General features: G+C 64.6%; 15 protein-coding genes. 6 read left to right on the plus strand and 9 right to left on the minus strand.

Annotation, left to right across the window (positions count from 1 at the left end; translation table 11 throughout):
- Positions 1-457 precede the first annotated feature (457 nt).
- Together KUL25_RS11300 and KUL25_RS11305 are read right to left on the minus strand one after the other, a co-directional pair.
- Positions 458-1,666: a hydantoinase/carbamoylase family amidase gene (locus tag KUL25_RS11300; RefSeq protein WP_257893031.1), complete on the minus strand. Its 1,209-nt coding sequence runs from the start codon at positions 1,664-1,666 to the stop codon at positions 458-460.
- A gap of 80 nt (positions 1,667-1,746) precedes the next feature.
- Positions 1,747-2,049: a hypothetical protein gene (locus tag KUL25_RS11305; protein ID WP_257893032.1), complete on the minus strand. Its 303-nt coding sequence runs from the start codon at positions 2,047-2,049 to the stop codon at positions 1,747-1,749.
- A 33-nt stretch (positions 2,050-2,082) separates the two neighbouring features.
- Here KUL25_RS11305 and KUL25_RS11310 point away from each other — a divergent pair, with 33 nt between their 5' ends.
- The 4 genes from KUL25_RS11310 to KUL25_RS11325 all read left to right on the plus strand — a co-directional run bounded on the left by KUL25_RS11310 (position 2,083) and on the right by KUL25_RS11325 (position 3,554).
- The gene (locus tag KUL25_RS11310) at positions 2,083-2,331 is read left to right on the plus strand and encodes a hypothetical protein (RefSeq protein WP_257893033.1); all 249 of its coding nucleotides are present in this window, start codon (positions 2,083-2,085) and stop codon (positions 2,329-2,331) included.
- 101 nt (positions 2,332-2,432) lie between these two features.
- Positions 2,433-2,876 carry a hypothetical protein gene (locus KUL25_RS21910; protein ID WP_427854424.1) on the plus strand — a complete coding sequence of 148 codons (444 nt, stop codon included), beginning with the start codon at positions 2,433-2,435 and terminating at the stop codon, positions 2,874-2,876.
- Positions 2,873-3,313: a DNA/RNA non-specific endonuclease gene (locus tag KUL25_RS21915; protein ID WP_427854425.1), complete on the plus strand. Its 441-nt coding sequence runs from the start codon at positions 2,873-2,875 to the stop codon at positions 3,311-3,313. Before KUL25_RS21910 ends, KUL25_RS21915 begins: the two co-directional genes overlap by 4 nt.
- A complete protein-coding gene (locus tag KUL25_RS11325; RefSeq protein WP_345790980.1) occupies positions 3,255-3,554 on the plus strand; it encodes a hypothetical protein in 300 nt (99 codons plus the stop codon). The genes KUL25_RS21915 and KUL25_RS11325 overlap by 59 nt, the downstream gene beginning before the upstream one ends.
- Positions 3,555-3,578: 24 nt before the next feature.
- Here KUL25_RS11325 and KUL25_RS11330 read toward each other — a convergent pair whose 3' ends face one another.
- From KUL25_RS11330 to murQ, 7 genes are read right to left on the minus strand one after another with little or no spacing between them, the layout of a single operon-like run.
- Positions 3,579-4,703, minus strand: a complete 1,125-nt coding sequence (locus KUL25_RS11330; protein WP_257893037.1) for an anhydro-N-acetylmuramic acid kinase — start codon at positions 4,701-4,703, stop codon at positions 3,579-3,581.
- Complete coding sequence (locus KUL25_RS11335) at positions 4,693-5,664, minus strand: serine hydrolase domain-containing protein (protein ID WP_257893038.1); 972 nt, start codon at positions 5,662-5,664, stop codon at positions 4,693-4,695. The genes KUL25_RS11330 and KUL25_RS11335 overlap by 11 nt, the downstream gene beginning before the upstream one ends.
- Positions 5,664-7,352: an ABC transporter ATP-binding protein gene (locus KUL25_RS11340; RefSeq protein WP_257893039.1), complete on the minus strand. Its 1,689-nt coding sequence runs from the start codon at positions 7,350-7,352 to the stop codon at positions 5,664-5,666. Before KUL25_RS11340 ends, KUL25_RS11335 begins: the two co-directional genes overlap by 1 nt.
- Positions 7,349-8,188 carry an ABC transporter permease gene (locus KUL25_RS11345; protein ID WP_257893040.1) on the minus strand — a complete coding sequence of 280 codons (840 nt, stop codon included), beginning with the start codon at positions 8,186-8,188 and terminating at the stop codon, positions 7,349-7,351. Before KUL25_RS11345 ends, KUL25_RS11340 begins: the two co-directional genes overlap by 4 nt.
- A complete protein-coding gene (locus KUL25_RS11350) occupies positions 8,185-9,147 on the minus strand; it encodes an ABC transporter permease (RefSeq protein ID WP_068363413.1) in 963 nt (320 codons plus the stop codon). The genes KUL25_RS11345 and KUL25_RS11350 overlap by 4 nt, the downstream gene beginning before the upstream one ends.
- A gap of 57 nt (positions 9,148-9,204) precedes the next feature.
- Positions 9,205-10,704, minus strand: coding sequence for an ABC transporter substrate-binding protein (locus tag KUL25_RS11355; protein ID WP_257893041.1), 1,500 nt, complete (start codon positions 10,702-10,704; stop codon positions 9,205-9,207).
- Between the two features lie 30 nt (positions 10,705-10,734).
- Positions 10,735-11,667 carry an N-acetylmuramic acid 6-phosphate etherase gene (murQ, locus tag KUL25_RS11360; protein ID WP_257893042.1) on the minus strand — a complete coding sequence of 311 codons (933 nt, stop codon included), beginning with the start codon at positions 11,665-11,667 and terminating at the stop codon, positions 10,735-10,737.
- A gap of 101 nt (positions 11,668-11,768) precedes the next feature.
- Here murQ and KUL25_RS11365 point away from each other — a divergent pair, with 101 nt between their 5' ends.
- Together KUL25_RS11365 and KUL25_RS11370 are read left to right on the plus strand one after the other, a co-directional pair.
- Positions 11,769-12,614 carry a MurR/RpiR family transcriptional regulator gene (locus tag KUL25_RS11365; protein WP_257893043.1) on the plus strand — a complete coding sequence of 282 codons (846 nt, stop codon included), beginning with the start codon at positions 11,769-11,771 and terminating at the stop codon, positions 12,612-12,614.
- Positions 12,611-13,078, plus strand: coding sequence for a GNAT family N-acetyltransferase (locus KUL25_RS11370; RefSeq protein ID WP_257893044.1), 468 nt, complete (start codon positions 12,611-12,613; stop codon positions 13,076-13,078). Before KUL25_RS11365 ends, KUL25_RS11370 begins: the two co-directional genes overlap by 4 nt.
- Positions 13,079-13,150 lie beyond the last annotated feature (72 nt).

The following is a 13,150-nucleotide window of genomic DNA, read 5'->3' on the forward strand; positions in this document are numbered from 1 at the left end:
TGGCATCGCTTTCCTAGAGCACTGTCCTGAATTTTCGGTCGCCAGCCTTGTCCCAGTGCAGCGCCAATATGCGGCACGTGATCTCGTTGGAATGCCCCTGTTGAAGGCTGAAAATGTCTGCTGCCAAGACTGCTACGACGCGGTAGATGTCCAGAGGCGTTGGAAACCCTGCTGCCCCGTTCCGGCCAAGGCTAACCTCAAAGTTCGACGCGACGGCGGGCAGCGTGAAGCAGATGCTGAGGGCGGGAAGATCGGGAAACCTGTCCGCCAAAGCGCGGGCGACCTGGCAAATGGATTCGTGACGCACAATCAGAAACCGGCAGCAAACGACTCCATTGCTTCCAGTTTCTGCACCGTGCTTCGTCGCAAACTGACCCCACCTCGTAACGCCCCCGTCTGCTAACACATGTTAACGAAATGCGGGCAGAGAACGTTTTCAACGGCAAGAAGCCGCCTGTCAGCCCCGTGCCAAACGCTGCGCGGCATCTGCAAGGACCTTGAGGCCGTCCACAAGATCGGCCTCGGCGGTGTCTTCCTCGAAGGCATGGGAAATGCCGTTGATCGAGGGCACGAACAGCATGCCCACCGGCATCAGTTCCGCCACGTTGGAGGCATCATGCAACGCGCCCGAGGGCATCGACCGCCAGCGCCCCGGCGTGACTGCTTCCGCCGCCTGGCAAAGGGCAGTCTGCATCTGGCCGTCCATCGGCACTGGAAGAAGCATCTGGCGCAATCGCCGGGAGGTGATGGCGCAGCCGGTGCCTTGGCGCACTTCGTCAAGGACTTCGTTGATTACCTTCTCCATCCGCTCCAATCGGTCGGCGTCCTCATCACGCCATTGCAGCGTGAAGACGGCGCGCCCAGGCACGATGGAAGGCGCGTTGGGATGCAGGTGCAGCTGGCCAATAGTCCAGACGCTTTGCGGCGTGACAACGTTGGCAAAAGCGCGCTCCAGCCCCGCTACGATCCGCGTGACCGTTGTCAGTGCATCGCGCCGCATCGCCATCGGCGTCGTGCCAGCGTGGTTTTGCTGGCCTTGCACGGTGATTTCCAGTTGGCGCGATCCGACGATACCGGTGACGACGCCAATCGCCTCTTCCGCAAGATCGAGGGCCGGGCCTTGTTCGATGTGCATCTCAAGGAAGCCGGTGAACTGCTTGGGGTCGATGAAATCGCCCGCCCTGCCTCCAAGGCATGCGCGCGCCTCGGCCAAGGTTGTTCCGTCCGCCGCAGTCAGGGTATCGGCCTCGGCCAGATCCAGTTTGCCGGACCAGACCGAGCTTCCGGTCAGCGCGCCAAAGCACCCCTCTTCATCCTGAAAGCTGACCACGGAAATCGGTGAACAACCGGCCTCGGCGCTGGCGCGCGCGACCTCCAGCGCGGCGATCACGCCCAAGGCACCGTCCAGCCAGCCACCTTCCGGCTGGGTGTCGGAATGCGATCCCAAAAGCAGCGACGGCCCTGGCGCAAGCCCGAAGAGGTTGCCGACAGGGTCAAAATGCGGCGTCAGCCCTGCGTCCGACATCCGCTTGGCCAACCAGTCCCGCGCGGCGATATCCGGTTCGGCGAAGGCGCGGCGACGGACGCCGACGCCATCCTTGCCGAACTGGCGCAGGGCATGCAGGTCGGCCAGAAAACGAGCGGGATCTACGGTAAAACGTTCCATGGTCGGATGGTAGCGGCACGCAGGCCAACCTCCAACCCCCATAGGCGACTACGGTGCGACGTCAGGGGCTGCTGCTGCGCCTAATCGATGTAGGCATCGGCCCTCTGCCCTGCGCGTTCATGGTGAATTGGCAAGGTGCGCCCATAAAGCTGCATCGTCCGCTCTGGCGCGCCGACCATGTTTGGCTCTTCAACATAGGAGTAGATCGCGACGTAGCGCGCCCGTTCGCCCAGAAGCGGCGCCACCCGGAGCAGGGAATATCGCCCCCGGAAGATTTGCAGATCTCCGGGTTCGAGGTTGAGGATTTTCACCCGATCTGACGTACCGTCCAGGGCGCGGGCGACCTCGGTAAAATTCTCGCCGCCTTTTTGTATGTGCGGCACGTATTCAAACGCCCCCCCGCCTCGGCATTCTGAATGGCAATTGTCACGGCGACGTTGTTGGTATCGAAATGCCAGGGAAAGCCATTGCCCTCTTCAGCTACATTCACGATCACGTCTGCCAGCGGGTCGGCGTATCGATATTTTTTTCAGGCAGTTCTGAATGAAGGCATCAAAGCCGTCGCTGTCATGGATGGTGCGCAGCGGGCCGTCTTTCGCGAAATTATCGGCGGCCACGAACGCGTTGGATCGGTCGAAGGTGTGCCCCGGGGACCGAAGCGCTGACCCTCGGCCTCACCGATACGGGAGCGCGGCAGGGCCGCGACATCGCCGTAAATGGCAACCCGGCGTTCGATTCCCGCAAAGATGCCCGTGCCCAGAATGGGGTGTTTCGCGGGCTCTATAACGTCAAGCGCCTGCAACTGGGCTTTTTGCGTGCCCGTGCTGTCGTGCAAAGCTACTGCAATGCGGTCGATACCGCCAACAGCAACGTCGATGACCCGAACCCACGGCAGGCATTCCGGGACAAGACCGAGGCGAAATCCGCGGTGGCCGTCCAATCCCCGGACGGCGCGGGTTCTTCCGTCCCTGTCACTATCCCCGTCACCGTGGACATCGACGACCCGGTGCAGGCTGCCGCCCCAGCGCACTCGACAGAGCGCATGGTCAAGCCAACGCACGACCCCGGCCATGCCGCACGCCCCGGCTATGACCCGGATCTCCTTGGCCTACCCGTGCCCATGCGCAGGGTCACGCCCCCCTCCCAGACCCCTCTGCTCTCGACTGCGGGTCCACCACGCGCGACCATGTCCACTTCTCGCTGGCCATGAACAAACACCGGCGTCTGGCGCAGATCCCCGCTGCCAATGTCGATGCCAATCCCGCTCGCGTCCGGTCGGCGCCGGGGCGTGACTACACGCGCCGGGGCCTCAACCGGTTCACCTCCGACATCGACCGCGAGGGGTGGTTCACCGCCCCCCGCATTCTCGCGCAGCATCAACTGCCCAACCGTTTCTTCACCCGCGACCGCACGGCGTTCGACAAGGGCCACTTCGTCCTCTGCAATGCCGCGGGCTGGGGCGACACCTGTGCCGAGGTGCAGGCCGCCAACGGCGACACGTTCCATGTCACCAATTGCTCGCCCCAAGGCGACGGGTTTCAACCGCTCCAATCTGGGCGGGCTGTAGGGCAAGTTGGAGAACCTCGTTTTGACCGAAGCCACAGCCGAGCGTCTGCGTGTTTTCGCAGGTCCGGTCCTTGCGTATGATGATCCCGTATTCGTCGGCGTCGACAATATCGGCACCGTCAATGTGCGCATCCTCCGCGCCTATTGGAAGATCATCGCGGCCCAGAAGGCCGGCACGGTGCAAAACTTCGGATTATTACTGGAACAAGACCTTGCGGATGTGGATTCGGAGTTACGGTTGACGACGGAATGCACTCGACGCCTGACGTCCCTGTCCGAAATGCAGGATCGCATCGACGTGGTCACATGCGACCCGTACTGATCAGGGCCGAGCAAACCTGAACGTTCAAACGGGCGCAATCTGCCCCGCGATCATCGGGGCGGCCACGCCCGTCGTGCCCGGATAGCTTACCGGCAAGTCCCGTAGCCGCCGCATCGCGAGGTAGGCAAAACACTGCGCCTCGGTCGCGTCGCCTTCCCAACCGACGTTTTCGGCACGGTCCGCCTGCACGCGGGCATAGCGTTCGATCATCGCGAGAAGCGTCGGGTTTCGCCGCCCACCGCCGCACACGATCAGGCGGTCGGGCCGTTGAGGCAACAGGTCCAGACCCCGCCCCACGGCGCTTGCGGTAAATGCTGTCAGGGTCGCCGCCCCGTCGGCGTCGGACAGGTCCGCCACCCAATCGTGACCGAAGTCAAACCGATCCAGCGACTTGGGATAGGGCCGCGTCAGGTAGGGATGCGCCAGCGCGCGGGCCAACAGCCCTTCGTCGACCTGCCCTGTTGCCGCCAAGCGCCCGTCCCGGTCCATCTCTCCCAAGCCGCGCGCACCCATGAAATCGTTGATCGGAGCATTGGCGGGGCCGGTGTCGAACGCCGCCAACCCGCCCAGTCCATCGCGCGCCGTGACATTCGCCACTCCACCGAGGTTCAGGATCGCTGTCGCCGCGCCCCCCTCCAACCGATCCAGGAGCGCACCGTGATAGACCGGGCACATTGGGGCGCCCTGCCCGCCCGCCGCCATGTCACCGCTGCGGAAATCGAACACGACGGGCACGCCAAGGCGGCCCGCCATCGCGTGCCCATCGCCCAATTGTCGCGTCTGGCCAAGACGTTGCTCCGTGGGGGCCCGGTGCAGCACCGTCTGCCCGTGGAACCCCACCGCCACGATGTCTGCCATCGCAAGTCCGGCCTCTGCCACCAGACGCGCCACGGCGTCCGATTGAGCTCGGGTAATCCGTGCCTCCGCTTGGGCGAAAACCGCGGGCTCCGGGCCATCGAAGGCCCATACCTTCGCCTGTTCCAGACAACTCGCCAACATCGCATTTGTTTGCGCATCATAGGGGTAAAGCGCATGGGCCCCGAACCCGTCGATCCTGTCCCCATCGGTGCGTAGCAGCGCCACGTCGATGTTGCCGTCCAACACCGTGCCCGTCATCAGCCCCACGGCCCACTGCATCTTACCCGACATAAAGCGCCTCTCCCACGGTTTGGCGCAGGGTGCCGATGCCGGTCTCGATGTGACGCGAGGGATGCACCCGGTTTGTCAGAAGCGTCCACGCGCGCCCGGCCTCCGCGTCGATCCAAAGCCCTGTCCCGGTGAACCCCGTGTGCCCGATGGTCGCCACGCCACAACGCTGCCCGCCCGACCATCCGGCGTGGCGGATCTCCCAGCCATGGGTGCGCGACCCCTCGACCCGCGTGCCTGCCAATCCAAGTCCCTGCGCCAGCATCGCCTCGCCAACGTCCAGCAGCGCGTCCGCGGTCCCAAACAGCCCCGCATGGCCCGCGCCCTGAAGCGCAAAACAATTCTCGTCATGGACTTCGCCGCGCATCACACGGCCCCGCCAGGTGCAGGCCTCCGTCGCCGCGCAGGCCGCCGGATCGGGGGTGAAGGTGAACCCTGCGCCGGGGTCCATCTGGCGAATACCGCACCCCTCCAACCGCTCCAACGCAATGCCGAGGAGGATGAAGTTGATGTCGGAATAGACGGGTGTTGGCACGCGCCGCCATTCCCGCTGCAACACGAAGGCCCGCAGAGTGGCAGGGTCCTGGCCATAAGTGTAGAGGGGGGCCACCGCCGGGAAGGGCGTGCGATGGGCCAGGCAATCGCGGAAAGTCACGGCCCGCTCCCAGCAGTCCGCGTGGTACTGTCGGAAATCCGGGATGACCTGCGTCAAGGGCGCATCAAGGTCGATCCGCCCGGCTTTTGCATGGGCCAAGATCCGCCGCGCCGTGAAGACCGGCTTGGTCAGGGACGCGAGGTCGAAGATCGCCTCACGTGTCATCCCGGCCGAGTCTGGTACCACCTGCGCGGCACCGGCGCAGGCCACTTGCCGCCCGCCTGCGTCCACGACGCCCAAGACCGCGCCCGGGATGCGGCCCTTGGTGACGGCGTCGCCCACCAACGCCCATGCCGCGTCAAACCCCATCACCCGGCCTCCGCCACGAAACGGTGCCCCGGCCCATGCTCTTGCCAAAGCACTGCTGCGGGCTCCCAACCCGCCGGGCGCAGGGTCGAGGGGACTTCATCGGTATCCAGGGCGAAATCCACTTCGCGCTTTTCCAATGACGGCACGGCGGCCATCAACTTGCGGGTGTAGGGATGTTGCGGATCCGACAGCACATCGGTCGAGGGGCCCATCTCGACGATCTGGCCCGCATGGATCACCGCGATCCGGTGCGCGACCCGCTCCACCACGCCCATGTCGTGGGAGACGAACAGATACGCAAGGCCAAACTCCTTCTGCAAATCCATCAGCAAATCCAGCACCTTGGCCTGCACCGACACGTCGAGCGCCGACACCGCCTCGTCCAGTACAAGGATCTTCGGCTCTGGCATCAGGGCGCGCGCGATGCACACTCGCTGCCGCTGCCCGCCCGAGAATTCGTGGGGGTAGCGATCCAGCGCATCAAGGGGCAGGTCGACCTTACGCAGCAACGTCTCCATCCGCTCCACACAGGCCGCGTCCACGCGCCCCCCCGCAGCGATCACCGGCTCGGCGAGCGCGGTTCGGATCTTCATACGCCCGTTGAGCGACGCATTCGGGTTCTGGAACACCATCTGCACGGCCCGGTCCCCTCCACACGCAATGCGCCCCTTCGACGGCTTCACCAGTCCCAGCACCGCGCGGGCCATGGTCGATTTACCCGATCCGCTTTCGCCGACGACTCCCAGGGTCTCTCCGGGGGCCAGGTCGAACGAGACGTTCGACACGGCATGGACGACCCCCTTCGACTTGCGCAGGAAGCCACCGCCGACCGGGAACCGGACGGCCAAGTCGTCGACCTGCAGCGCAGGCTTTCCGGCGGCGTCGTTGGCCTTGGGCGCGGCAGCCCCATGGCGGAAAAGGGGAACGGCGCTGAGCAAATGGCGCGTGTATTCATGCCGGGGCCAGTCGATGATATCGCCTGTAGACCCGCTCTCGACCACCATGCCGTTTTGCATGACGACCACCCTGTCGGCGATACCGGCCACGACGCCGATATCGTGGGTGATGAAGATCAGGCCGGTCCCGGTTTCACGCTGCAACTCGGCCAGCAGGGCAAGGATTTGCGCCTGAATGGTCACGTCCAGCGCCGTCGTGGGTTCATCCGCGATCAACAGCCGAGGCTCACCAGCCAGCGCCATGGCGATCATGATCCGCTGCAACATCCCACCCGACATCTGGTGCGGCGCCTGATCCAACCGCCGCTCGGCGTCGGGGATGCGCACCCGGTCCAAGGCACGGATGGCGGCCTGCCGCACCGCGCGGCCTGACATCCCGTGGCGCTTGGCGAAGATCTCTCCTATCTGGGTGCCGACCTTCAGGACGGGGTTGAGAGAGGTCATCGGCTCTTGGAAAATCATCCCGATCTCGCGCCCACGCAGGCGCTGCAAGGCAACCTCTTCCGCTTGGACCAGGTCGGTTGTTCCATCCAGAAGTATGGACCCGCCCCGGATCCGCCCGCCGCTGTAGTCGATCAGGCGGTTGATCGACATCGCGGTCACCGACTTGCCCGATCCGCTTTCTCCGACGATTGCGAGGGTCTCTCCGGCGGCGACATCGAAACTGACGTTGTGCACAACATCCGTATCGCCAAACCCCACCCGCAGGTCCTTGACCGACAGCAGCGTCATGCCCGGCCCCTTTGCGCCTTGGGGTCCGTGATGTCGCGCAAGGCGTCCCCCAGCAGGTTGAAGCCAAGGACCGCCAGCATGATTACCGCCGCCGGAAAGATCAGCAGCCAAGGCGCCATTTCCATCAGGTTGCGGCTGTCCGACAGCATCAGGCCAAGCGACGGATGCGGCGGCTGCGTGCCGAGGCTGAGGAAGCTAAGCGCCGCCTCCGTCAGCAGCGCCCAAGCCAGCGCCAGGGTAAATTGCACGGTCAGGGGTGCCACGAGATTGCCAAGCAGGTGCCGCGACAGGATGTAGGTGCGAGAGCTGCCGAACGTCCGTGCCGCATCCACGAAACTGCGCGTCTTCAGCGACAGCGCCGGACCGCGCGCCACCCGGGTGAAGATTGGCGTGTAGACGATGGCGATCGCCAGGACGCTCGTCCATACGCCCGGTTGCAGGATCGCCACAATCAACAGCGCCAGCAAGATCGCCGGGAAGGCCAGAAGGACGTCCATGGAGCGCATGGCGACCCCGTCCCACAGTCCCCCGAACCACGCCGCCGTCAGGCCCAGCACGGTGCCCAGCGTTGCCGCCAGTGACACCGATAACAGCGCCACCTTGAACGACCGGCCGATGCCCTCCATCAGGCGGCTGAGCATGTCGCGCCCGAACAGGTCCGTGCCCAGAAGATAGGTGCCGCTGGGGGCTTGCAGCCGCGCAAGGCGGTCTTGGGCGAGCGGGTCGTGGGGCGTCAGGCCCAGCAGGCCCAAAAGGGCGGCAAGGCCAAGCACGCCGATGATCACAAGGCTGATCCGCCCCGCCGAATGATCCCAAAGCGCGCGCAACAGACTCATGATTGGTTCCCGTAGCGGATGCGCGGATCAAGGGCGGCGTAGGCCAGATCCACAAGCAGATTGACCAACATGAAGTTGAAGGCGATGAACAGGATCACCCCTTGAACGAGGGCGTAGTCGCGCTCCAGAATGGCATCCAGCACAACGCGGCCCAAGCCGGGAAGCGCGAAGATTTGCTCGACAATGACAGCGCCGCCCAGCAGGTAGCCGAATTCGACCCCGCTGAGCGTCAGGACCGGGATCAGCGCGTTGGGCAACGCGTGGCGCCAGATTACGTAGCGTTCCGAGAAGCCCTGGGACCGCGCCGTGCGCACGTAATCCTCGGACAGGATGTCCAACATCGCCGCCCGCGTGATCCGCGTCACAGCGGCGGCAAAGGCCGTGCCAAGGGCGAAGGCGGGCAGGATCATCTGCGCCAGGTTACCCAGGGGATCTTCGGTGAAGTGCACGTAGCTGCCCATGGTGGGCAACACTCCAAAACCCACCGACAGGATGAAGATCGCCAGAAGCGCCACGACGAAATTGGGCATCGACTGGCCGACCATGGCAAGGATGCGCACGATCAGATCAGACGCGCGGTTGGCATGGACCGCCGCGAAGACGCCCGCTGGCAGGCCGATGAGCAGGGCGATCACCATCGACATCAGCGCCAGTTGCAGGGTCAGGGGGAAGCGTTCAAGGATCAGGTCGAGGACCGGCTGGCCATAGGTGACGGAAATTCCCAGGTCTCCCCGGAACAGCCCCGCCAGCCAGCGCCCGTATTGCACGGCCCAGTTCTGATCGAGCCCGAAATACGCTGTTAGCGCCTCGCGCTGAGCGGGCGTCAACATGCCTGCTTCGGTGCCCAGCATCGCCGTGATGGCGTCGCCGGGCACCAGCCTTATTGCGACAAAGACGAACACCGACACGCCCAGCATGACCAGCGGAAACACCGCGAGGCGTCTGAGAAGATAGGTCATGCCCCCGTCCTCATGTAGCGCAGCGGTAGGACATGAAAGAAGGTCCCGCCCTGTGCCCTATTCAGCCAAAGTCACATCGACCAACCCGAAGAGCGATCCGGTAGGCGACGCCTCGAACCCTGAAACGCCTTCGACCTGCGCCGTGTAGGTGTTGCCGGTGAACAGCCACACCCAAGGCGACATATCGGCCAGATGGCCCTCGAACTCGGCGAAGATCTCGCTGCGGCGCGCCGGATCGGTTTCCGTGCGGCCTTCGTTCATCAAGCTGTCGAGCGTGTCGTCGATGTAGTTGGCCACCCCTTGCAGGTTGCCGTCCCGCGTCCAGTAACGATTGTACATCGTGTAGGGATCCACGCGGCCCCCGTTCAATGCCACGGCCATGTCGAAATCAGCCGCCAGCCAACGGTCGATATAGACGCTGAGTTCCTGCATCTCGATCTCAAGCTCGATGCCAACCTCGGCCAGTTGCGACTGGATCACCTGCGCCACGGAAGAGGCGGTTGGCGGCTCTCCGGTGGCGGCCATGACCGTAGCCGTGAAGCCATCAGCATAGCCCGCCTCGGCCAGCAATTCGCGGGCGCGATCCTGATCCTGTTCGTAACAGAACAGGCCACTGGGGTCCGTGCGATAGGCCGGCGACGTCAGCGGCCCCGTCACTTCGCCCTCACCCAGAAGGGCGGCATCCAGAATGTCCTGCCGGTCGATTGCACAGGAAATCGCCTGGCGCAGCGGCAGGGAGTCCATCGGCTCGCGGGCGGCGTTCAACTGCAACACGTAGTAGCTGAGTGTCGGCGCCGTGTTCAGGCTGAGGCCCGGCGATTGCGGGATCAGCGTGGCGACCAGCGGGTCGTTGATCAGGGCGAAATCCGCCTGCCCGGCGCGCAGGGCGGCCAGAAGTGCCGTCTCGTCGGGCAATACGCTGATGGCGATGTTGTCATAGGCGACGTCGCCGCCGTGCCAGCCGTCGAAAGCCACCAGATTGGCACTGGCGTTGGGGGTTCGGCTTTCCAGTGTAAAGGGACCGGAGCCCACGACTTCCGTGGCGATTGTCCCGGCCTCAATGGCAGAAGCGGGCACCACGGCGGCGTTGACGGAGGCCATGCCGTTCAGGATCGGCGCATCCGCGCCGTCCAACACGAAGGTGACCGTGTGGTCATCTGGGGTCTGGATCTCGATGATCGAGGTGTAGTTGGCGCGCGCAATCGCGCCGGTTTCCTCGTCCAGAATGCGGGTGAACGACGCGGCCACATCGGCGGATGTCACCGGCGTGCCGTCGTGGAACATCGCGTCGGGATCCAACTGGAAGGTCAGCTGCAAGCCGTCGTCCGAGAACGCCCAGCTTTCCGCCACGGCGGGCTGCAACTCCAGGTTCGCGTCAAGCCGCACCAGCGGCTCGTACATCAACTCCAGCAGGCGGATCGTCGCGAAACCGGGCTGCGTGTGCGGGTCGAGGCCCGTCGCGTCCTGCGACCAGGCCAGGTCCAGCGTTTGTGCCGACAAGGGCGTCACCATCGCGGTGGTCAAAAGCGCAAGCGCCGTGGTCTTAAAGGTAGTCATTCCAGTCATCTCCCAAGTTCCGTGGTTGTTTCAAACGGCGGGGTTTTGTCCCGCTCTTTCAATGGCTTTACGAAGGAAGCCTCCTTCGGCCTCCAGGGTTGCCCGCGCCGTTTCGGCATCGAGGCCCGTCATCTGCATCAGAAGCGCCAGCTTCACGCTGCCTCCGCCTTGCTCCAGCGCCGCGCGGGCTTCGGCCGGGCTGCATCCGGTCGCCTCGACCAGCATCGACAGCGCCCGTTCAGCCAGCTTCTGGTTGGAGATCGTCACATCGACCATCCGGTTTCCCCAGGTCTTGCCCCGCCGGATCATGCTTGCCGTGCTCAGCATATTCAGCACCATTTTCTGGGCCGTGCCGGATTTTAACCGGGTGGAACCCGTCACAACCTCGGGGCCCACAACCGGAGAGATCGCCGTATCGGCAAGGGCCGACAGGGGCGATCCGGGGTTGCACGTCAGCGCCGCCGTGGCAGCCCCTACCCCCCTGGCGTGGCGCAGCGCGCCCATGACGTAGGGTGTTCGGCCACTGACGGCGATGCCCACGACGACGTCCGCAGCGCTCACGGCAATCGCTTCAAGATCGGCCGCGCCGCGCGTCTCGTCATCCTCGGCCGCCTCAACGGAATGGCGCAACGCACGATCGCCGCCTGCAATCAGGCCCACGACCATCTCGGGCGGGACGGAAAATGTCGGCGGGCATTCCGAGGCGTCCAACACACCCAACCGCCCGCTGGTGCCGGCGCCGATGTAGATCAACCGCCCGCCTTCGTTCAGCGCATCGACGATCCGGTCGACGACCTCGGCAATTGCAGGCAGCTCTGTGGCCACGGCATCGGCCACGCCGCGATCTTCCTCGTTCATGCAGGCGATGATCTGGGCGCTGGACATCAGGTCGATCTGCTCCGTGCGCGGGTTCCGCGCCTCGGACACAAGCGTCTCAAGATCCGATGTGATGGTGGCAGACACGGCAGCGACTCCCCTTCTTGCCCGCAAGGTTGAATTTTTTATTCGTCGCTGTCAATTTTTTTGTGGTAGATTATTCCAAATCGACAGCCCGAGGTTCCGCCGTGTCCATTCTTACCCTCATGCAAGCCCAACGAGGGACGCTATCGGCAGGCGAACGGCAGATCGCCGACACCATTCTGGACGATCCCGACACCATGGCGCGCCTCTCTTCCAGCGAGTTGGCCCGCGCCGCCGGGCGCAGCCAATCGTCGGTGGTGAAGTTTTGCCAGAAGCTGGGGTTTTCCGGCTATCAGGACCTGCGGTTGGAAATCACCCGCGCCGCCGCCGCCCGCACCGCGACGGTGGAGGCGGTGCATAGCACCATCGACCTTGGCGACGATGCCTCCGTCACCGCGCAGAAACTTTTGGCCAGCAAGGTCAACGCCTTGCAAGAGACGCTTGGCATCAATCCGCCCGCCCGTCTGGACGCTGCTCGAGATGCGCTGAATACGGCGGCGCGCGTGCAGCTTTCCGGCGTCGGTGCCTCGTCGCTGGTGGCCCGCGACTTCGCCTACAAGCTGCAAAAGCTTGGCATTCCGGTTCTGTTCGACGCCGACAGCCACATCCAGATGGCCCATGCGGCCTCCCTCACGCCCAAGGACGTGGTCGTGTCACTCTCGCAATCCGGCACCAGTCTGGAGACCCTGCGTATTGCCGAGGCCGCCGCGCGGCGCGACGCCACCCTTGTCACCGTCACGGGCTTACACCCCAATCCTCTTGCGGATCTGGCCGCCTTCGCCCTGCGGACCGTGACCGATGAAGATCAGGTGCGCTCCTCCGCCATCACGTCGCGTGATGCGCAATTGATCCTGTTGGATCTTCTGTTCCTGCGCCTCGTGCAGATCCGCGATGACGCGGTCGAGCGTATCAGCGGCGTGGCCAAGGCTGTCGCCCCCCTGAAGCTGTGACGCAGGTCCGTCCCTACACGCCTGCCGACCGCGAGGCAGTGGCGCGCCTCAACGTGACTTATTATACAACAACTCACGGGTTCAACGGGACCTTCGCAGATGCCGTTGCGGGCGCGTTGGACAGCTTGGGGGATGGCGATCTGGGCTGGGTCGTGACGGATCAGGGCCGCATCGCGGGCTCTCTGTTCCTGTCGGTCGAGACGCCCGACGTCGGCCGCCTCCGCCTGTTCCTATTGCGCCCCGATCTGCAAGGGCGCGGCCTTGGGCGCGTGCTTCTGGGTCACGCCCTTGCTTCCACTTCACCCCTTGGCATCACGCGTCTCAACGTCTCCACCTTCACGATCCACAGGGGCGCCTGCGCCCTCTACACCGCCTCGGGTTTTTCCGAGACCGCGCGCCTGCCCTGCCATGCATTCGGCCGCACGCTGGAGCAGGTGGATTTCAGCCGCACCATCAGCGCCTGACCCACGCCCGTCGGACCGCAAAGATCCCGGGCGGCCCTTGTCTTGGACGCATTCGTTCCTGTCGACCCGGGC

Origin of the sequence: Gymnodinialimonas phycosphaerae (assembly GCF_019195455.1) — a bacterium.
Taxonomy (GTDB): domain Bacteria; phylum Pseudomonadota; class Alphaproteobacteria; order Rhodobacterales; family Rhodobacteraceae; genus Gymnodinialimonas; species Gymnodinialimonas phycosphaerae.